The organism is Vibrio sp. 10N.222.51.C5 (assembly GCF_041474575.1).
In the GTDB taxonomy this organism is placed as follows: domain Bacteria; phylum Pseudomonadota; class Gammaproteobacteria; order Enterobacterales; family Vibrionaceae; genus Vibrio; species Vibrio crassostreae_C.
On record NZ_JBFRUJ010000022.1, the window covers coordinates 40,812 to 61,718 of the forward strand.

At 45.6% G+C, this 20,907-nt stretch carries 14 protein-coding genes; 12 read left to right on the top strand and 2 right to left on the bottom strand.

The window, feature by feature from the left end:
- The first annotated feature begins 104 nt into the window (after positions 1 to 104).
- Together AB4558_RS08125 and AB4558_RS08130 are read left to right on the top strand one after the other, a co-directional pair.
- A complete protein-coding gene (locus tag AB4558_RS08125; RefSeq protein WP_136977850.1) occupies positions 105 to 1,022 on the top strand; it encodes a LysR family transcriptional regulator in 918 nt (305 codons plus the stop codon).
- 11 nt (positions 1,023 to 1,033) lie between these two features.
- Positions 1,034 to 3,094, top strand: coding sequence for a prolyl oligopeptidase family protein (locus AB4558_RS08130; protein WP_372158528.1), 2,061 nt, complete (start codon positions 1,034 to 1,036; stop codon positions 3,092 to 3,094).
- A 125-nt stretch (positions 3,095 to 3,219) separates the two neighbouring features.
- Here the strand turns inward: AB4558_RS08130 and AB4558_RS08135 are convergent, their stop codons facing one another.
- Entirely contained in the window at positions 3,220 to 3,414 is a 195-nt protein-coding gene (locus AB4558_RS08135; protein ID WP_372158531.1) for a hypothetical protein, read from the bottom strand.
- 53 nt (positions 3,415 to 3,467) lie between these two features.
- Here AB4558_RS08135 and AB4558_RS08140 point away from each other — a divergent pair, with 53 nt between their 5' ends.
- From AB4558_RS08140 to AB4558_RS08180, 9 genes are all read left to right on the top strand, one after another.
- Entirely contained in the window at positions 3,468 to 4,808 is a 1,341-nt protein-coding gene (locus AB4558_RS08140) for a carbohydrate porin (RefSeq protein WP_372158534.1), read from the top strand.
- Positions 4,809 to 5,008: 200 nt separating this feature from the next.
- The gene (locus AB4558_RS08145) at positions 5,009 to 7,027 is read left to right on the top strand and encodes a methyl-accepting chemotaxis protein (protein ID WP_372158537.1); all 2,019 of its coding nucleotides are present in this window, start codon (positions 5,009 to 5,011) and stop codon (positions 7,025 to 7,027) included.
- 448 nt (positions 7,028 to 7,475) lie between these two features.
- Complete coding sequence (locus AB4558_RS08150; protein ID WP_009846150.1) at positions 7,476 to 8,483, top strand: LacI family DNA-binding transcriptional regulator; 1,008 nt, start codon at positions 7,476 to 7,478, stop codon at positions 8,481 to 8,483.
- A gap of 18 nt (positions 8,484 to 8,501) precedes the next feature.
- Positions 8,502 to 9,749 (top strand): ABC transporter substrate-binding protein, encoded by a 1,248-nt coding sequence (locus AB4558_RS08155; protein WP_372158540.1) that lies wholly within the window; start codon positions 8,502 to 8,504, stop codon positions 9,747 to 9,749.
- A 67-nt stretch (positions 9,750 to 9,816) separates the two neighbouring features.
- Positions 9,817 to 10,803: a carbohydrate ABC transporter permease gene (locus AB4558_RS08160; RefSeq protein WP_017068577.1), complete on the top strand. Its 987-nt coding sequence runs from the start codon at positions 9,817 to 9,819 to the stop codon at positions 10,801 to 10,803.
- Positions 10,804 to 10,849: 46 nt separating this feature from the next.
- The gene (locus AB4558_RS08165) at positions 10,850 to 11,698 is read left to right on the top strand and encodes a carbohydrate ABC transporter permease (RefSeq protein ID WP_170930191.1); all 849 of its coding nucleotides are present in this window, start codon (positions 10,850 to 10,852) and stop codon (positions 11,696 to 11,698) included.
- A gap of 17 nt (positions 11,699 to 11,715) precedes the next feature.
- Positions 11,716 to 13,065 carry a GH1 family beta-glucosidase gene (locus tag AB4558_RS08170; RefSeq protein WP_372158543.1) on the top strand — a complete coding sequence of 450 codons (1,350 nt, stop codon included), beginning with the start codon at positions 11,716 to 11,718 and terminating at the stop codon, positions 13,063 to 13,065.
- Positions 13,065 to 14,156 (top strand): ABC transporter ATP-binding protein, encoded by a 1,092-nt coding sequence (locus AB4558_RS08175; RefSeq protein WP_009846155.1) that lies wholly within the window; start codon positions 13,065 to 13,067, stop codon positions 14,154 to 14,156. The genes AB4558_RS08170 and AB4558_RS08175 overlap by 1 nt, the downstream gene beginning before the upstream one ends.
- Before the next feature lie 93 nt (positions 14,157 to 14,249).
- Positions 14,250 to 16,664: a GH36-type glycosyl hydrolase domain-containing protein gene (locus AB4558_RS08180; RefSeq protein ID WP_372158546.1), complete on the top strand. Its 2,415-nt coding sequence runs from the start codon at positions 14,250 to 14,252 to the stop codon at positions 16,662 to 16,664.
- Positions 16,665 to 16,792: 128 nt separating this feature from the next.
- Here the strand turns inward: AB4558_RS08180 and AB4558_RS08185 are convergent, their stop codons facing one another.
- A complete protein-coding gene (locus AB4558_RS08185; RefSeq protein ID WP_372074820.1) occupies positions 16,793 to 17,740 on the bottom strand; it encodes an aldose 1-epimerase in 948 nt (315 codons plus the stop codon).
- 64 nt (positions 17,741 to 17,804) lie between these two features.
- Here AB4558_RS08185 and AB4558_RS08190 point away from each other — a divergent pair, with 64 nt between their 5' ends.
- Positions 17,805 to 20,903: a GH116 family glycosyl hydrolase gene (locus tag AB4558_RS08190; RefSeq protein WP_372074819.1), complete on the top strand. Its 3,099-nt coding sequence runs from the start codon at positions 17,805 to 17,807 to the stop codon at positions 20,901 to 20,903.
- The last annotated feature ends 4 nt before the right edge of the window (positions 20,904 to 20,907 follow it).

Genomic DNA, 20,907 nt, shown 5'->3' on the forward strand with positions numbered 1-20,907 from the left:
CTCTTTTGTAATTGTTTTGTTAATTTGGCGTGAATTTACCCCTTTATTTTTTATTGATATAGGGAAATAATGAAAATAATTAATTCCAAAATTGGCATAATCAGATGCGAGCAGACGATTTGATCCTGTTTTCACAGGTAGTAGAGCTGGGCAGTTTTAGTAAGGTAGCAGAGCAAAATAACCTTACAAATTCGGTAGTTAGTAAAAGAATTGCACGCCTAGAGGAAGAGATTGGCGTGCAATTATTATATCGAACGACGCGTAAATTGACCCTGACTGAGGCGGGTAAGGCAATTTTGCACGGAGCCAAAAATGTGAAGCAGGCGACTCAAGAGGCTATGGACGCAGTTTCAGGCTTTGGTGAAAATGTCAGCGGTCATATCAAAATGTCAGTGCCTACTATCTCTGGAGATTTGATTCTGGCAGACGCCGTTGCTGAGTTTTGTAATATGCATCCAGGTTTAACAGTCGATATGTCACTGGACAATCGCTTTGTTGACTTAGTAGAAAATGGTTTGGACTTGGTGATTCGTACCGGTTACCTAGAAGACTCCAGCTTGATTGCGAGACACATATTGGATTCTCAATGGGTGGTGTGTGCCTCGCCCTCTTATATCGCCAAGAATGGTAAGCCGATGCTGCCTAAAGACTTGGTGAAGCACAACTGCTTGCAATACGCTTATCAAACAACAGGTGCCAGCGAGTGGCAGTTCCTGCACAGTAAAGATGGCTGTACTGACAACGACAAATACATCGTGCGTGTATCGGGTTCATTTTCTACCGACAACGCGACGGCACTAAGAAAAGCGGCGCTGGGTGGCCATGGTGTGGCGTACGTACCACGTTGTCTGGTTTATCACGATATTCGTAACGGCCAGCTGGTGGACATCTTTCCAGATTTGGTGGGTAAAAAGCTCGGTATTTATGCGGTGTACCCCTTTACGCGCCAACCGCCCAACAAGATTAAGTTATTGATTGAACACATCAGAACTCGTTATCTGACGATTTCACACTATTTTTAATAAGGATCACGATGAGCTATTTAAAAGAGTATCAATATCCAACTACCAATAAACAGATCGTCAGCGATGACTATTTTGGTCAGATAATCGAAGACCCATATCGCTGGTTAGAAGATGATAGAAGTGACGAAACCGCGCAGTGGGTGGCAAGTCAAAATGAAGTCACGTTTGATTACCTTGCTCAAATCCCGTATCGCGCAGAACTGCGAGATCGATTGGCGAAAGCGCAAGACTACAAAAAGAGCTCACAGCCATTTGTGCGAGGGGATTACACCTATTTCTATAAGAATGATGGCCTGCAAAATCACAGCATTCTCTATCGTGAGAAAGAAGGCTCGCAGGTTGAAGTATTCCTAGATCCGAATACTTTCTCGGAAGATGGCACGACATCACTGGGTTCGGTGTCGTTTTCTAAAGATTACAGCTTGGTGGCGTACAGCATTTCAGAGGGCGGAAGCGACTGGCGTAAGATCTTTGTTATCGATACCGAGACTAAGCAGCAGCTCGAAGCCGAAATCACTGACGCCAAATTTACCGGCATCTCTTGGTTAGGCAATCGCGGTTTCTATTATTCTAGCTACGACAAGCCTGACGGCAGCCAGCTTTCTGCACGTACCGAACAGCACAAACTTTACTTCCATGAGTTGGGTACAGAGCAAGCGAGCGACACGGTGATTTTTGGTGAGAACAACACCGAGCAGCACCGCTATGTATCAGGCTATACCACCGAAGACGACCGTTACTTGATCATTCTAGGGCGAGAGTCGACATCGGGTAATAGACTGTTCTATATCGATTTAAACTCACCAGAACAACAGCTGAACACGCTGATTGAACATGTGGATAGCGACATTTATCTCATCGATAACCAAGATGAGACCTTCATTCTATATACGAATCTTGATGCGCCTAATGGCAAGGTGGTGAGCTTTGGTACTCGCGATGGGAAATGGCTCGAAATCATCCCTGAAAAGCCACAGCCATTGGATATCAGCACGGGTGGTGGCCACTTGTTTGCTCACTACATGGTGGATGTGGTGTCTAAGATTGAGCAGTTGGATTACCAAGGTAACCTAGTTCGTGAAATTCATTTGCCTGGGCTGGGAACGGCCAGTGGCTTAGGTGGAAAAAACGAGCAAACTCAGCTTTATTACACCTTTACCAACTATGTAACGCCGCCAACGATTTTCTCTTTCGATGTCGAATCAGGCAATTCTGAAATCTACCAACGCTCTGAGTCTCCGTTTGAGTCGGATCAATTTGAGTCTAAACAAGTCTTCTATACCTCGAAGGATGGCACCAAGGTTCCGATGCTTATCTCTTATAAGAAGGGATTAGTGTTAGATGGCAATAATCCAACCATGTTGTACGCCTATGGTGGCTTTAACGTTAGCCTAACGCCTTCTTTCTCGGGCACGGTTGGCAGTTGGCTAGAACTGGGTGGCGTATATGCGGTGCCGAACCTGCGTGGCGGTGGTGAGTATGGTAAGGCGTGGCACAAAGCGGGAACTCAGCAGAAAAAGCAGAATGTCTTTGACGACTTCATTGCTGCTGCCGAGTTCTTAATTGAAGAAAACTACACCAGTAGCGATAAGTTGGCGATTCGCGGCGGTTCTAACGGAGGCTTGCTGGTAGGAGCTTGTATGACACAAAAGCCTGAGCTGTTCCAAGTGGCTCTGCCTGCTGTTGGGGTGTTGGACATGTTGCGTTACCACACATTCACGTCTGGCGAAGGGTGGGCGTACGACTATGGCACATCCGCGCAGAACAGAGAGATGTTCGAATATCTGCTTGGCTATTCTCCGGTTCATAATGTGGTGCGTGGCACGGATTATCCAGCAACATTGGTGACGACCGCTGATCACGATGACCGCGTAGTACCGGCTCACTCTTATAAGTTCATCTCAGAGCTGCAAGATAAGCATGAAGGTAGTGCGCCCGTGATGATTCGTATTGATGTTAATGCGGGCCATGGCGCCGGAATGCCGCTCAGCAAAGCGATCGATCTCACCGCCGATATCTACGCATTTACTCTGTTCAATATGGGGGTTGCGTCTCTAGATTCACTTTAACGAATGCTTGATTCTAGATAACTGGGTATTTTACTCAGACCAAGAAGCCTCAAAATCTACCTTAGATTTTGAGGCTTTTCATATATATGAAAACCAATCAAAACTGCGTCATATTTCCTTCACTTTCACACACTGTTTTCCGTGATAGCCGCCACCAATACTGATGAAATGAAAGCGATTTCAAGCTGATATTTTACGCATTTTTCACTATAACCTGTTGATCTAAAATCAGTAGTTTTCGTCATGGATTTTCTAAAAGTTTCATGGCATTTAAGCTGATTTATCAGTGTGAACAGCGACCAACTTTTCAACTCTTTCATTGCTTAATATTTCCCTGTTCGATGAAAACTCAAAAAAATAATAGGGAAATACAATGCAAAAATTTAAGCTTTTGCCAATAACGGTCGCAGTGGCGGCATCGCTTGCTTCACTCTCTTCTTTTGCTGCTGATACTAATATCGAAGCATTAGAAAAACGAATCCAAGAGTTAGAATCTAAGGTTGTGGATATTGATTATGTTAATGATCAACAACCCGCAGTTTTAACAGCAGAAACTAAGGTGCCAGATGGCATCGTCTTCTCTGGTTATGCTCGTTACGGCGCTCACTACAAGAGCGGTGATGAGCGTTACGTAGACATCGGTACAACAGGTCGTTCTGTCGGTCGTTTGGGTAACGAAGCTAATGGTGGTGAGGTTCAGCTAGCTAAGCTTTTCCAAGCTGACAATGGTGCGATTTGGGACATCGTATTCATGGCTGACCACTGGGAAGCAGACGCTTGGGCTGACGACGGCGGCCTGAGTATGAAAAAAATGTACGCAGGTGTAACTAACGTATTTGAAAGCCAACCAGAACTTTATATGTGGGCTGGTCGCGACTTCCATCAACGTCCGCAACAAGGTTTGAACGATTACTTCTGGATGACACACGATGGTCAAGGCGCTGGCTTTAACAACCTAGATTTCGGCGGCGCTAAGCTAGATATGGGCTTTGTTGGCCAAGTGAAAGGCGGCCTCGTAAATGACAATGGCCGATACGCCGTGACAGCGAAGCTACACAGTATAGACGCAGGTATTGGTAATCTGGATTTTTACGCGAACTACGGTTTTGCATCGAGCGAAGCGGATACGTCTACGACGACTGAGTACGTATACGATCCAGTGACAGATTCAATGCAGCCTGTCGTGACTCAAGGACAAAAAGTCAGTGACGAAACGGCATACCTGGTAGGTGCAACCTTAGGCTTGGGTGAGTCTAACAAGTTGGTTGTTAAGTATGGTGACGGTGCGGATTCATCAGTGTTTGACCTAAAAGGTGACTACCAAACTTTGTACGCAAGTGTTGAAGGTAGCTACGCAGCAACAGATAACTTCATCATCGATTACTTAGTGTCGTACAAAGACAACTCTGGTTCTGATCTAGACCGCGAGAACACGGAATACGCTGGTATCGTTCGTCCACAGTACCAATGGGATGATGTTCATTCTACATGGTTAGAAGCGGGCTACGGCATGGTTGATTACGATGACGACGGTGAAGAGAACGCATGGAAAGTAACGCTTTCTCAAAACGTTTCTCTAGGTGGCTTACCTTGGAGCCGTCCAATGCTTCGTTTCTACACAACCGTGGGTGATGTAGAAACCAAAGGCAACACAGTGAAGACAACGAATGTTGACACATTGTCGTTCGGCGCAATGTTTGAAGCTTGGTGGTAATCACCGATATAGAAAGAGCGGCTCTTTGAATTCGGCATATTTTCAAAGAGCCATGCTTTCGAATATCCATGCTTTTCAATAGTACGTAAATACTGTCCATTTTAGCCCTAAAGGCAGATTGATTAGGGCACGTTTCAATTAACTCCATTCTTGGGCACATTTTTGTGCCCTTTTTTTCGCCACTAGATCAAGGAATAACGATGAGACTTTCTTCCATCGTGTCTCGAGTTTATTTAGGTTTCTTCACGCTGATCGTAATCATGCTTGGTAGCGCATGGTTGAGTATTAGCAGTAACAAGAACATAACCTCACACATCGAAACCATCACTCAACAAGCCACCCCTTTAATGCTCCAATCTTCCACGCTTACTATTCGTTTTTTGGATATTAATCGAAGCTCCATTCCTTATTTATCCGCGGATTATGTTGATGAGTTAGAGCCACTCAAACAAGTCGTTGTAAACAACATCGAGCAATATCAGCAGCAATTGAATTGGTTTGAAGGCAAGAGCACAACAGGGTCGTCTCTTGAATCTATACTCCAGAATATCGATGAAACGGGCGTTGCCACCATCGATAAGATAGACCAGACCTTAAACTTATACGTTTCTTATTTGGATACTAAAGACCTAGGTTCGATGGAGCAGGCACAATTTCAATCGGTAGTGGGTCAACTCAACAATACCTTGGTGAATCAACTGGCGAGCGCGAGCTCAGATGCAACGCAAAAAGCAGTAGAAGCATTACTGGTTCAATTGAGTTTGATTGCGGCAGAAGCCAATGAGGCGTTTTCACTGCAAACGTCATCGGAAGTTCGTGGAGTAGAGCGTCGCCTACAAAGTCGTCACGAGCGATTTAAAGAGGCTGTTGCCAATTTGGAGGCGCAGGATCCGGCTTTAGTGCGGCGGAGCAAGCAGTCTTTGTCACTGCTCGCTTCCCATGCCTTTTCAGCGCAAGGCTCAGTGTCGACGCACATGGAAACCGTTAAGTTGCATGAGTCGATAACCGAACAGAGAGTTGAGGTTGAACAGGCGATTGATGTGCAGCTAGGGTACTTCGACGAACTTTCTACGTACGCCGAACACACCGCAACAAACCTGTATCAAGAGTCGATGGAATCATCCAATCAAGCGCTTTTGATGCAGGTAATTATTTCGACTGCATCGGTTCTGATTGCGCTTTTGATAGGCGTTAACATCGCAAAAGGCATCCGTAAGCCAAGTAAATTGGTACAAGGTGCGTTAGACCAAGTCGCCAAAAAAGACCTAAGTTCTCAGGTTCAATATCAAGCCAATAATGAATTTGGTTTAGTGAGTGACAAGGTCAATTTGGTGATCAGCCACTTAACACACGTGATTGAAAACATGCGCCAATCATCGCTGCATTTAAAAGAAGCGTCTCTAGAGAATCAAAGTACCAGTGGTTCATTGCGTGAGGCGATGTTAGACCAAACCAATCAAACCGTAATGGTGGCTACGGCTATGGAACAGATCGAATGTTCCGTGACTGAAATAACTCAAGCGGCCAACCAAACCCTGACACTGGTGACATCGGCTGTCACCAGTTCAAGCGCAGGGCAACAAACCATGGGCAAGAATGTTGACCTAATGGGCGTTTTGGAAAGTAAGTTGGCAGAATCAACAAGCACAATCGACAAACTTGAGAAAGAGAGTGCCAGCATTGGTTCTATTCTTGATGTGATCTCCGGTATTTCAGAACAAACTAACTTGTTGGCATTGAACGCAGCCATTGAAGCCGCTCGTGCTGGCGAGCAAGGTCGAGGGTTCTCTGTGGTCGCCGACGAAGTGAGAGTGTTAGCCGCAAAAACCAATGCATCAACGCAAGAGATTCACCATAAAATTGAACGGCTTCAAAACAGTTCTAAATTGGCTGTGGAACAAATCAATCAGTGCGTTGCAGATATGGCGCAATGTGTTGAGCAAACGGGTGAAGTGAATCAATCCATATCGACCGTGTATGGCTTGCTCAATGAAGTCGAACAAAGAAGCCATCAGATCGCAACGGCGACGACAGAGCATCAAGTCGTTGCCTCTCAAGTCACTCAAAATATCAGCCAGATACACATCTTGGCTGAAGATAACTCGCAACGTTCCCAAGTGCTTTTTTCCCACGGTCAACAGCTTGAAACTATGTCGCAACAGCAATTTTCATTAACTCAAGAGTTTAAGTTAGCGGAATCATCTAATCACAAAGATTAGAGCCAGTTAATTTCTTCCATGATTTCACGCCCAGCCTTCCGCTGGGCGTTTTCGTATCTGGTTTTTTCTGATGGAAAGGCTTTGAGCTAAAAATTACCGTGAAATGTACTCATACAATTTCGAAAGGCCATTGAAATAACAAGGTCACTTTCCCCGTGTATATTGCCGTCAGCTGCGGATTCATCATCAAATGACGTTTTAAAAAAATGGATTTAGGCGGACTTGTTTGACCTGACGAACAAGTAACCGAGCGCCATCTTGATAATATGAACAATAATCCCATGAAACAGTTTCATGGCGTGAAGTTAATCTGTAAGCGCTTTCATGATTTCCACAACTGGCCTTTTTACCTCCAACTTTAGTGTGATGACACTCACTTCAACCAAGACGCCTTTCTTTAATAATCGTTTTGTAAGCGGTTACAAGCTAATGAAGTATCGAGGTTCGAGTGGCAACAATTAAACACGTATCAGAACATGCAGGTGTGTCTCAGGCGACAGTGTCTAGGGTTATTAATGGCACTAGCAGAGTCAGTCATGACAAGAAATTAAAGGTTGAAAAAGCGATCAAGGAGCTGGGTTATCGCCCGAACTCTATCGCTCAAGCCTTGGCTTCAAGTCGTACCGGTAGTGTGGGCGTTGTTGTTCCAGAACTTGGCGGCTCTTTCTATTCAGGCATTTTGCATTGCATAGAAGAAAACCTACGCCGCTTTGGTTACCACGCTGTGGTTACAGCGGGTTCGAACACCGAGCAAGGGCAGCGAGAGTCGGTGGAGTTTCTGTTGGGGCGTCGTGTTGATGCTTTGATTCTTCATACTCAACTGCTCAGCGATGATTATTTAATTGAATTGGAAGAACAGGGGACCCCTGTGGTTTTAATTAACCGCTTCATCCCAGAAATGGCGATGAGTTGCATTGATATTGATAACGAAGTCGGGGGGCTACTCGCTACTCAATATCTTTTGCAAAAGGGACATACAGATATCGCGTGTATTACCGGGCCTTTAGATAAAGCAGATGCTAGGGGGCGTTTGCAGGGGTATCGAAAGGCCTTGGAAGAAGCGGGTGTGCCATACGATGAAGCATTAGTCTCGGAAGCGGGCTTTACTGAAGAGACGGGCATCAGTGCTATGAAGAAGCTGATTAATCGTAAGTGTCATTTCACAGCAGTATTTGCTTCGAATGACCACATGGCATTTGGCGCCTTCGAGGTGTTGCATCAAGAGGGACTGTCTGTTCCTAAAGATGTATCACTGGTGGGCTTCGATAACACCATCTTCGCGCGCTATCTGACCCCTAGTTTGACCACCATTAATTTCCCTATTGAAGAGATGAGCGTTGAAGCAGTACAGCTCACTCTACAGAAGCTAAAAAAAATAAAACATGACGTGAACTTTAAATTGCTGCCGACGTTGGTCACTAGAAACTCGGTATCGGATTTACCAGTTACCCTATAAAAATATTAAGGATAGAACATGAAATTTAAGACCTTAGCGCTTTCATGCGCGGTTGCTTTAGGATTAGGTACAACAGCTGCAAATGCAGCAGACAAAGAAATTCGTTTCGACGGTTTCCCTGATTTCGATAGCAGCCTGAAGGTATTACTGCCTGATTTCGAAAAGGAAACGGGTATCAAAGTTGATTACCTTATGAACAACCACGGTGACCACCACACGAAACTCACAACGAACCTTGCAACGGGTTCTGGTGCCGGTGATGTGATTGTTGTCGACGTTGAGAAAATTGGTCCATTTGTTGGCTCTGGCGGCCTAGTTAACCTGTCTGAAAACTACGGTGCAGATAAATACGAAGAACGATTCGCACCTTACGCATGGGCACAAGGCAAAGGCGCTGACGGCGATATGTATGGTATCCCTGTCGACCTAGGTCCAGGTGTTATGTACTACCGTACCGACGTGTTCGAAAAAGCGGGCATTGATGTAGAAGAAGCAATCAAAGATTGGGATTCATACATTGCTGCTGGTGAAAAACTGAAAGAGCAAAACGTACAACTTATTGCTTCAGCGGCAGACGTTGCACAGGCAATTATCTTCACAACGGTTCCTGAAGGTGAAGGTCTTTACTTCGATAAAGATGGCAACCCAGTTGTGACATCAGAGCGTTTTGTTCACGCTTTTGAAGTAGCAAAAGAGATCCGTGACAAAGGTTTAGATGGTCGCATCCTGGCTTGGTCTAACGAATGGTACGAAGGCTTCCGCAACGGCACATTTGCAACTCAACTTTCTGGCGCTTGGCTACTTGGTCACCTAAACAACTGGATTGCACCTGAAACCAAAGGTAAGTGGGCAGTAGAGAACCTTCCTGATGGCATCTACGGCAGCTGGGGTGGTTCATTCCTATCTATCCCAACTCAGTCAGACAACCCAGATGAAGCTTGGGCACTTATTGAATACATGACGACTGACCGTGAAGTTCAACTTAAGCACTTCGAAACGATTGCGGCTTTCCCTGCGAACGTAACGACGTATGACGATGAGTTGTTCCAAGAAGAGATGGAGTTCTTAGGTGGCCAGAAAGCACGTCTTCTATTTGCTGAAGTGGCACAAAACATCAAACCAGTATCTCCAGCTCAAGGCGACCACGTAGCACGTTCTATAATTTTAGAGAACGCATTGATGGAAGTGCTTGATGAAGGTAAGGACATCGAGACTGCATTGAAAGAGGCAGAGCGCCTAATCAAGCGTCGTACGCGTAATCTTTAATTTGTTTTTATTTTGAGTAAGTGAGGAAGCGTGGATAACGCGCTTCCTTTTTTAAGAGGTCGTTACTATGAATCATACAGCGAGCACAACGATAGAACCTGCGGACAAAAGCCTTTTTTCTCGTCTGAATTTGAAAGCGCTTACACCGTATGGATTCCTTCTGCCGTTTCTGATCATTTTTTCTGTATTTGGGATCTTCCCGCTGTTGTTCTCTGTTTACCTGTCGTTCCACGAATGGAACCCAGTACAGGGCATGGACGCAATGCAGTTCGTTGGTTTTGAGAACTATCACATTGCATTGACTGACCCGTGGTTATGGCGTTCATTAAAGAACACATTGTGGCTAGCAATCACATCGGGTGTGGCTCAGCACTTAGTCGCAATTCCAGTGGCTTACATGTTGGTTTCAATGGGTGACCGTATGCGTCACTGGCTAACTTCGGCGTACTTTCTACCGTTCATCACATCAACGGTCGCAGCGTCACTGATTTTCTTCAATATGTATTCTCCTAACTCAGGAATTATTAACCAAACGCTGATGGCTCTGGCTGATAGCACGCTGTTTGGTTGGGCATTTGCTTGGGTTAACGATTTTCAACCAATCCGCTGGCTAGACGATGCCACTATGGTGAAGCCGTCTATCGCGATCATGGTTTTCTGGAAATACACCGGTTTTAACATCGTCCTTTACACCACAGGTTTAATGACGATTCCTAAAGACATTTTAGAAGCTGCTCGTATGGATGGTGCCAATGCCTTCCGCCGCTTCTGGAACATCTCACTACCAATGATTCGTCCATTTATCTTCTTTGCTATCACCATGACCATCATCGGTAACCTGCAAATGTTTGAAGAACCGTTCGTTCTAACGCGTGGCACAGGTGGTACAGGCCAATCTGGTTTAACTATCTCGATGTACCTCTACAAAGTGGGTTGGGAATGGCTAGAAATGGGCACAGCGTCAGCGATTTCATGGCTTCTGTTTGCACTCATCGCAACGTGTACCTTGGTTCAATTTTTATTCTTCGGTAAGAAAGGCTTAGGGGAACATTAAGATGTCGACATCAATTAAGACAAATACTTCACCACTAAGTGGCCTAATGCCAAGCGAACGCACTATGTACATCATGACTAAGATCTTGATGGTCATGCTCGGCATATTACTGGTTGTTTCTGCAATCATTACGGTGTTCCCGTTTGTGTGGTCAGCTCTGCTTTCAACACGTGATCGTTCGGAAATCTTTGGTTCGGGCATCAGCTTTGCTATTGGCGATAGCTTGGCAATCAACTACGCAAAACTGCTAGAAATCATGCCGTTTTGGAAAGCGATGTTTAACTCGATTTACGTGGCTTTCTTGGGCACAACTATCTCGCTGCTGTTCTGTAGCATGGGTGGTTACGCATTTGCTGTGTTTAAGTTTCGCGGTAAGAACGTGTTGTTCGGCATGCTGGTTGGCTCGATGGCGATTCCGCCTGTGCTTAGCTTGATCCCTTATTTCATGATCGTGAAATTCTTAGGCTTGCTGGATAACCACATGGCGGTATGGCTACCGTTCACCACCACGCCATTTGGTATCTTTTTGATGCGTCAGCACGTGATTGCATCGATTCCTAAAGAGCTATTAGAAGCGGCGAAGCTAGATGGTGCAGGCGAGTTCAGAACGTACTGGAGCGTGGTACTGCCACTGATGAAACCAGCATTAGCAACGCTTGCGATTGTTCAGTTCGTCTTCTTCTGGAACATGTTTATGCAGCCTCTCGTGGTTCTAAATAACCCAGATAATTACGTGATTACACAGGCGCTACGAAGCGTTCAAGGTATTCCGAATACGCCATGGGGCGCGGTAATGCTAGGTACCACAATTTCAATTTTACCACTCGTGATTACTTACCTGTTCGCATCGAAACAGATGATCAGTGGTTTAACGTCCGGCGCAGTTAAAGGTTAGGTTTAAGGGTTATAACAATGAATAAATTTCAACTTCCAAGTGATTCAAAGTTACGCAGTAAGGAATTTGTATTCGGTGTCGCGACATCTTCATACCAAATTGAAGGCGGCGTTGAAGAAGGCGGTCGTACAGCGTCTATCTGGGACACTTTCTGCAAGAAGCCGGGCAAGGTCGATAATGGCGACAATGGTGATGTGGCGTGTGACCACTACCACTTATGGAAACAAGATATCGAGATGATTCAAGGCTTAGGCGTTGATGCTTACCGTCTCTCTATTGCATGGCCGCGCATCCTGCCACAAGACGGTGTCGTCAACCAGCAAGGTCTAGAGTTTTACGGTCAGATCATCGACGAGTGTCATGCTCGCGGTATGAAAGTGTATGTGACGCTGTATCACTGGGATCTTCCGCAATACCTTGAAGACAAGGGCGGGTGGCTAAACCGAGAAACGTCTTACAAATTCGCAGAATACGCAGAAGTGGTGAGTAAATACTTTGGTGACAACATCGATGTGTACACAACGCTGAATGAACCGTTTGTGTCTGCATTCCTAGGTTACCGCTGGGGCGAACATGCGCCAGGTATCAAGGGCGAAAAAGAGGGCTACCTAGCGTCTCACCACCTAATGCTGGCACACGGTTTGGCAATGCCGATCCTTCGTAAGAATGCACCTCACGCTAAGCATGGTGTGGTATTCAACGCGACGCCAGCTTACCCGCTGACGCCACAAGACCAAGCGGCAGCAGACTACTGCGAAGCCGAGAACTACCACTGGTTCATCGACCCAGTATTAAAAGGCGAGTACCCACAATTGGTGGTTGAACGCCAAGCGATGAACATGCCTATGATCCTTGAAGGTGATTTAGACATCATCAGCGCACCGGTCGATTACATCGGTATCAACTACTACACACGCAATGTCGCTCGCTTCAATGAGAACGGCGATATTGAATCGGTGAAGCAAAAAGATGCTGAACACACTTACATTGGCTGGGAAATTAACCCACAAGGTTTAACCGACTTATTGCTAAGACTGGATGCTCGCTACGAAAATATGCCACCTATCTACATCACAGAAAATGGCGCAGCGGGCAACGATGAACGTGTAAACGGACAAGTGATGGACGACCAACGCGTTCGTTATTTCCAAGGTCACATCGAAGCGGTTCACAACGCGGTTGAAGCGGGTGTGAAAGTCGACGGTTACTTCGCTTGGAGTCTGATGGATAACTTTGAGTGGGCATTCGGCTACTGCCAGCGTTTTGGCATTGTCCATGTTGACTACACCACCCAAGAAAGAACATTGAAACAGAGCGCAATTGCGTACCGAAATATGCTGCTAGAGCGCGCTGAGGAGAACAGATAATGGCTAAAGTAGAATTTAAGAACATCAAAAAATCATTCGGTGATGTTGAAGTCGTCAAAGAGTTTGATTTTACGGTTGAAGACGGTGAGTTCGTGGTTTTCCTTGGCCCATCTGGCTGTGGTAAATCGACAACGCTACGCATGCTTGCTGGCCTTGAAAGTATCAGTTCTGGTGACATCGTGGTTGGTGGCAAGTTGATGAATAAAGTCGACGCTAAAGACCGTGACTTAGCGATGGTATTCCAAAGCTACGCTCTGTACCCGCACATGACGGTGTACGAGAACATCGCGTTTGCGCTAAAACTGAAGGGCATGCCGAAAGCAGAAATCGACGTAGAAGTGTTAAAAGCGGCGAAAATGCTAGAGCTTGACCCACTACTCAACCGTAAGCCGAAAGAGCTTTCTGGTGGTCAACGTCAGCGTGTGGCAATGGGCCGTGCGATGGTTCGTACGCCTAAGGTTTTCTTGTTTGATGAGCCGCTGTCTAACCTAGATGCAAAACTTCGTGGCGTGATGCGTGAAGAGATCAAACATCTACACCGTGAACTAAAAACCACCACGATCTACGTAACCCACGATCAGATCGAAGCGATGACATTGGCGGATCGCATCGTGATCCTGAAAGACGGATATGTTGCTCAAGTTGGTACACCAACCGAGGTGTTCCAGCGTCCGGCAAACAAGTTTGTCGCGCAATTCATTGGTAACCCGTCAATGAACATGTTGGAAGCAAAACTGATTGAAAAAGAAGGCGAGTACTTCGTTGAAATCGGCGATGTTCATATCCCACTGCCTGAGCGCTTTAAGTCTCTGGCGTCTAAGAACCTAGCGCTGCATTTTGGTGTTCGTCCAACAGACATTCATCTACGTGCCGAGCAAGTTGACCACGACCGCGTGCTGCCATTCCCTGTGAAAATCAAAGACAAGGAATTACTGGGCGCAAGCATTCTTCTGAAAACAGAAATTGGCGGTCAGCCGTTGATGGTTGAAACCCAAGCCGCTGAAGTGGATGTAAAAGATCTGACGCTTTACTTGGATTTGGATGCTTTCCACTTGTTCGATGCTCTGAGTGAGAACTCGCTAGCGAGCTAGTCAGTCAATTTAAATCAGTCATTGAGCTGACACCAACCAACTTACGACAAATTGTTTTGGCTCCTCCTGATTTGGGAGGGGCTAGGGATAGTGATGATGAAATTCGGATATTTTGACGATAAAAACAAAGAATACGTAGCAACCACACCGTGCACACCGATCAAATGGTGTAACTATGTTGGCACATTAGATTTCGGTGGCATTGTCGATAGCAACGGCGGCGTGTTGTTGTGTAAGGGCGATCCTGCACTCAACCGCATCACTAAGTACATTGCTCAATTGCCAAACTCAGATTTCAAAGGCTCGACCCTATACCTCAAGGTGCGTGACGAACCTGGCAACGTAGAGGTGTTCTCACCTTTCTACACGCCAACCTTGAAGCCGCTAGATAAGTTTGAAAACCACACCGGTTTATCATACACAACCATCATTGCAGAAGCATTTGGTGTGCGTTGTGAAGCGACTTTCTTCGTACCAAAAGCTGACCAAGTACTGCTACAAGACATCAAAGTCACCAACATTTCAGGTAAAGCACTGCACGTTGATGTGGTACCTGTGTATGAATTCACACACTTCGATGCACTTAAACAGCTACTCAATGCGGACTGGGTTCCACAAACCATGACGCTAAAAGCACACCAGCAAGAGTCGGGTCATACCGTGCTTGAGCAGTATGCCTTCATGAAGCGTGACTACGCGGTGAACCTGATGACAGCGGATCGCCCTGCGACGTCTTTTGATGGTGATCGCCAATCGTTCCTAGGGAATTTTGGCTACGGCACATGGGCAGCACCAGAAGCACTAAACAATGATGAATTAGGCAACACCGAGTGTTTGCGTGGCGACAACATTGGCGCACTGAACCTGCGTCTAGGTTGGTTATCTCCAGAGCAGACCGAACGTACGATTGTACAAATCGCGCAAGAGCAGAGCCTAGAAGCAGCATTGCCTCTGCTGGCTAAATATCGTGACCATCAAGTGGTCGATTCGGCTTTCGCTGAACTGGCTGAACATTGGGATGGTTACCTGCAAGCGGTTCAGGTTGAAACGCCAGATCCGGCAATGAACTCGATGTTGAACGTACATAACCCACGTCAGTGTCACACCACCAAAAACTGGTCTCGTTACCTGTCTCTGTACCAGCTTGGCTATGGCGCACGTGGCATTGGTTTCCGTGATTCTTCGCAAGATACGTTAGGCGTAATTACTCACATGCCAGAAGAAGCGCGTGAGTTCATTGAGCGTCTGTTATCTGTGCAAAACACCAACGGTTCTGCGATGCATCAGTTCTTCCCTTCAACGATGGAAGCGAACGCGGGTGATTCACGTGAAGAAGAAGATCGCCCTGACTATTATGGCGATGATCACCTGTGGATCATCTACGCGGTGACGCAATATGTGAAAGAAACGGGCAATGCAGACTTCTTGAATAAAGAGATCCCGTTCTATCAAAAAGACAAAGCGGGCAACCCAGTCGAAACGGGAACCGTGTGGAATCACCTGTGCCGCGCGATTGAATTTACTTACTGCAATACTGGTGAGCACGGCCTACCACTGCTAGGTTTTGCTGACTGGAATGACACGGTGAACCTGCCAACGGGTGCTGAATCGATGATGGTGGCGAACATGTACGGCAAAGCACTGCTCGACATGTTGGACTTGTGTGAGCTGCGTGGTGAAGCGCAACTGACGGCTAAGTTTAAAGATCAGTACCAACAGATGCAGAGCACAGTCAATGAATGCGGCTGGGATGGCGAATGGTTTGTTCGCTACTTTGATGAGCAAGGCTTGCCGATCGGTTCTCATAAAAACGAGCAAGGTCAGATCTACACCAACGGTCAAAGCTGGCCTGTAATCTCTGGTTTTGCGACTCAAGAGCGTGCAACGCAAGCGCTAGATTCGGTTTACAACAAACTAAACACCACCAATGGCATCAAGCTTTCAACTCCTGGTTACAACGGCTTTGATCCGCAGCTAGGTGGTGTTTCAACTTACCCACCAGGTGCAAAAGAGAACGGCGGTATATTCCTGCATTCCAACCCTTGGGTGATGATCGCAGAAGCGAAAATGGGTAACGGCGAACGTGCTTACGAGTACTACCGTCAGATTAATCCTGCTTCTAAGAACGACGACATTGATACCTTTGAATCTGAGCCTTACTGCTACCCACAAAACATTTTGGGTGATGAACATAAGCAATTTGGTTTAGGCCGAAATGCGTGGCTTTCTGGTACTTCATCTTGGACATACGTTGCGGGTACGCAGTGGATTCTGGGTGTTCGTCCTGAAGTGGATGGCTTGCTGGTGGACCCATGTATTCCTGCTGAGTGGCCTGAATTCAAAGTGCGTCGTCAGTTCCGTGGCGCGACCTACAATATCCATGTTACCAACCCAAATAACGTGTGTAAGGGAGTGGCAGAGATGAAGGTCAACGGTGACCTAATTTCAGGTAATAAAGCGCCAGTGTTTACCTCTGGTGAGCACACCATCGAGGTGATTTTAGGTTAACAAAGAGAAGGGCGCTTTATGCGCCCTTTATTGCTTCTTTAGTTTGGTTCTTTCGTTGCGTTGTTTCGTTAGCAATGCGTTCTCTGGGGGCTGATTTCGCATTCAGCGGCTGTCTTACTTTGCTTGCCTTAGTTGGGTTGATAGTTGGCTTGGCATTGCCAAGTAAAGGTCTGAGATTGGTTCGGGCTAAGTGTCAATAAGCCGATCTGGTTATTGAACGCATCAGCTGGGCAAGTCATTGGTTCTATTGCAATACTTTGCTCGCTAGTTGGCGTGTACAGCTGAACGAATGGGTAGCTTTCATCTTGTTGATAGCGAATAGCGGCAGACGAATCTGAGCGTGTAAACGCAAGTTGGTTGGTTGCCTTGGAATCAAATTCAAAGCAGTGATTTAAGCTTTGATTGGTGAGTGAATCGTCCAAAGACAAACGGTCAAAAGCGTGCTTTTCACCATTGGGTAGGTCGTTTTCGTGTATGACCTCAGAGCAAGGCGACATAGCGAGTCCACATTGTGCTAGCTCAGTGCCGAGTGAAAAGTAAGGGTGCCAAGCATCACCGAATGGGAAGGCTGAATCACCCAGATTATAGACGGTCGTTGAGGAAGAGAGTCTACCCGTGATGTCGATAGTGAAGGTCACTTCAAGGTTGAACGCAAACGGGAAAGCAGGGTGCAATGACGACGTTTGATACTGCAACGTCACACTGGCGGATTCTTCAGTGGCTACGCTGTTTGTGATTGAAAAAGGTTGGTTGTAGAGCAGGCCGTGTACGGCGTGATCAGACCAAGGAAAGTTAGCTGGGAGTTGATGGTTTTGGTTATCGAAACTGTAACGACCTAAGTTTAAACGGTTTGGAAAAGGGAATAATTTAGCACTGCGGGAAAAGAACGGATGTTGGTTGATCAGTTCATCATAATTCTGATAACCACAAATAAAAGAGAATGGACTGTTATTTACGATATATTTATTAATAACAGCACCAAATCCATTGATTATTTGAAGTTCTATACCATGTTGGTGGTTTATTAATGTGACAGAGTCAATATTTCCAAATTTTTCATTTATAATTTTAAACATGTTGATGTCTCCATTTTTAAAAGATATTAACAAGAAGAAAAAAATATTCAATGGCGGTTTTAAAATGAATAATAAAATTCCATATACGAGCTACTCAGGAAATTCAGAGCACTTGTGTAAAAAAGGTGATGCAGTTGAATTTATTCAACCTTGGTACACGCCAATTTCGACCACGCCAGAAAATACCGGTATGGCAGTCGGCGGAATTGGTAACACATTTACACTCACACCAAACGGCAACACGCCGAACTTCAGCTTTATTCCGGGAATATTTGTCGATTGTTCAGAGCAAGTTGTTAATTTTAATGATTTTTATGCGTCAGTGATGAATGTGCCAACCATCGACACGCTGCAAGTTCTTAATGAACAAGAGCTAGGTGTTCACCTGAACTTCTATCCTGCTTTGTTTGATGGAAAAAAGATTGAAAGTAGAGAAATGTCGAATGCGATTAGTCTCATTCAAACAGCATTAAAAAATGGTCGATTCTACCAAGAAAATAAAACTAACTTTACAAAATGGAACGTTGAATTTTCAAATAAGACTCAATTGTTGATTGCAGAAGATTCAGGTTCAACTATTTGTCAATTATATGTCGCCTTAGATTTCTTTAATGGTTTATTAATAAATGATACAACGAGATTATTATCACTCACTGCAGGTTATAATAATGATATGGATAGTATCAGTGGCAGTGATATAGATAGTGTTAATGGCAGGGATATAGAATACCAAGCTTTATATCCACTGGCTGAATATAAATACAGTAGCTTCGAAGATATTAATATAAAGCGTAAGGTAGTCTCTCCGATCGTTAAAGAGAACAAACGCCTATGTTCTTTACCGATGCACTGGAATCACTTCGAATTAACCAATAACTCATCGCAACCACGCGTGATTACGCTTGCTCAGCCGCTACAAAACTTGATTGGCTCTACCTACCAAAAAGGCCGTGATGGCATTCAGGATTCGGCATGTACCTTGTCTCAAAATCCGATTGCTCAGCAGCATGAAGTGGTTAACTTAAAGGGTGAAAGCGGCAGCTTTACGGGTGTTCAATTGTCTAGCCAATCGCCTTATCAAAGTGATATTGAAGGCGAAGTGGTGTTTGGTGTTCAAGCAGATAACCATTTGACTGAATCTGGTAAGGTTTCGATTTCTGTCAAACCAACGCTTTATACCTCTAAGACAGCTCAGCAAACAGAGTTCGCACTGAAAACAGGCCGTACCAACGCGGAATTCCAAACAGGAATTTACACGGGGCGTGAAGCATTGAGCGCATTGGTGGTGGTTCAGGTTGAATTGGAACCTGGCGAGTCTGTTGACCTGCGTTTTGCACAGGTGATGGCTCACAGCAAAGTCATGCTTAATGGCTGGCATTCAGATAAGGCTTACACGCAGTTTTACCCGCAAGCGAAGCCAGCTCTGCCGATGTTAGAAGATGTATTACCAGAGCTAGAAGCGATTGAGCAACAGATCGTCGAGCAACAAACGGCTTTCCTAAAGCAAGCTCAAAGCAAGATATCGAAGCCAGAATCGGCATTGCGTTATGCGACGATGGCAATGAACTCATTGTCCTTCCTAGCCGAATCAACGGTATGGGATAAAGAAGATAAATTCTTGGTTAAAGAGTGTGTCGACTACCCATTCTTTAACTCTCTGGATGTGTATTTCTACGGCTCATTTTCGCTTCTTTATTTGTTGCCGGAGCTTGATGGCTGCGTGATGAAAGCGTTCTCGAAGGCCATTTTGGCGGAAGACTTCACTCAGCGCCGCTACTGGGAATACGAAGCGACGCCTAATGCCGAATTGATTGATGAAAAGTACCAAGGTGTACGTGCTATTCGAGGTGCGGTAATCCACGACTTAGGCAGCCCATTCGACATTCAGCCCGATGCTTACAGTTGGCACAATGTGAAAGAGTGGAAGGACTTAGCGCCGAAATACATTCTGATGGTGTACCGCCATTATCAAAACACCCAAGATCTCTCTGTGGTTAATGAGTGCTGGCAAGCGGTAACTGAATGCATCGATTTCTTATCGAATTTGATCGCTGAGGGTGACGATTTACCACTAACCCGAGGCACAGACGATACCTTTGATAACCTAGCTTCTCACGGCATCTCTATTTATTGTGCGAGCCTGTGGGTTGCTGGCCTGCAAGCCGCGAGCGAACTTGCACAATTGATGGGTGAAAGCGAGCGAGCTAGCGGTTACTTAACGCGTTCTAAAAAGGCGTTAGCCACGGTTGAGCAAAGCTTGTGGGATGACAAAGAGGGTTACTACCACTTCTTCGTGACGCCAGTTCAAGCCAAGCATCTAACGGGTGAAGGCTACCAAGCTCTGGAAACCTTAGGCCTAACTTTGACGGGCGATGCGATTGCCGATAAGAACACGCTCAATACCTATCTCAATGAAACAGATACTTCAATCAGCATCAGCAAGGTGTCTCAAAGAGTATCTAAGAAGCGCTTATTGAGCGAGACCGCGCCTCAAGCCTTTACACAAGACTACTTAGATTTAGTACCTGATTCAGACAACAGCTTTGGCGATGCTTTATTGGCTGACAGCTACCTAAAGCTCATCGGTTTAGAAGGTATTTTCCCGCAAGAGAACATCCAACGCGCACTAGACTATGTTTATAAGCATAACTTCGAAATTAACAGCCCTAAGCTTGGGGTTGCGAATATGACGTTGGCCGATGGTTCGCCGCATGAGGCATTTCAGGCTCAAGATGTGTGGATTGGTGTGCAGTTTAGTGTCGCAACGGCGTTGAGTCTGGCAGGTAAAAACCAGCAAGCAGAAACATTGATGGATACCGTGTATACCGCACTCTATGACTATTCAAAAATTCCATTTGCAGCGCCAGAAGGGTTCAATTGCTCTGTGTCTGTCAATGAGAAATATCTTATAGAAGCCTTTAAATTGACGCAAAATGATGCGAAAAACTGGCTAAGTGTACTTAAATGTCAAAACTGTGTGCTGTCTGACGGTCGGATCAATCCAACATTGACGAAAGATACTGATAACTTTGTTAAAATGGTGAGCGGTGAAATTCCGTTAGAAAAGCTGGCAGGCTTACACAAATGGTTACTGAGTACTGGCTTGAAATATACGGCTGGTCGTTACTTTAGACCGGGGATGATCTTCGCCTACTTGTATTAACTTA

Excerpts from the sequence above, each read along its gene's own strand:
- AB4558_RS08125 (WP_136977850.1), top strand. The coding sequence starts at position 105 with ATGCGAGCAGACGATTTGATCCTGTTTTCACAGGTAGTAGAGCTGGGC.
- AB4558_RS08130 (WP_372158528.1), top strand. The coding sequence starts at position 1,034 with ATGAGCTATTTAAAAGAGTATCAATATCCAACTACCAATAAACAGATC.
- AB4558_RS08135 (WP_372158531.1), bottom strand. The coding sequence starts at position 3,414 with ATGAAAGAGTTGAAAAGTTGGTCGCTGTTCACACTGATAAATCAGCTT.
- AB4558_RS08140 (WP_372158534.1), top strand. The coding sequence starts at position 3,468 with ATGCAAAAATTTAAGCTTTTGCCAATAACGGTCGCAGTGGCGGCATCG.
- AB4558_RS08145 (WP_372158537.1), top strand. The coding sequence starts at position 5,009 with ATGAGACTTTCTTCCATCGTGTCTCGAGTTTATTTAGGTTTCTTCACG.
- AB4558_RS08155 (WP_372158540.1), top strand. The coding sequence starts at position 8,502 with ATGAAATTTAAGACCTTAGCGCTTTCATGCGCGGTTGCTTTAGGATTA.
- AB4558_RS08160 (WP_017068577.1), top strand. The coding sequence starts at position 9,817 with ATGAATCATACAGCGAGCACAACGATAGAACCTGCGGACAAAAGCCTT.
- AB4558_RS08165 (WP_170930191.1), top strand. The coding sequence starts at position 10,850 with ATGCCAAGCGAACGCACTATGTACATCATGACTAAGATCTTGATGGTC.
- AB4558_RS08170 (WP_372158543.1), top strand. The coding sequence starts at position 11,716 with ATGAATAAATTTCAACTTCCAAGTGATTCAAAGTTACGCAGTAAGGAA.
- AB4558_RS08175 (WP_009846155.1), top strand. The coding sequence starts at position 13,065 with ATGGCTAAAGTAGAATTTAAGAACATCAAAAAATCATTCGGTGATGTT.
- AB4558_RS08180 (WP_372158546.1), top strand. The coding sequence starts at position 14,250 with ATGATGAAATTCGGATATTTTGACGATAAAAACAAAGAATACGTAGCA.
- AB4558_RS08185 (WP_372074820.1), bottom strand. The coding sequence starts at position 17,740 with ATGTTTAAAATTATAAATGAAAAATTTGGAAATATTGACTCTGTCACA.
- AB4558_RS08190 (WP_372074819.1), top strand. The coding sequence starts at position 17,805 with ATGAATAATAAAATTCCATATACGAGCTACTCAGGAAATTCAGAGCAC.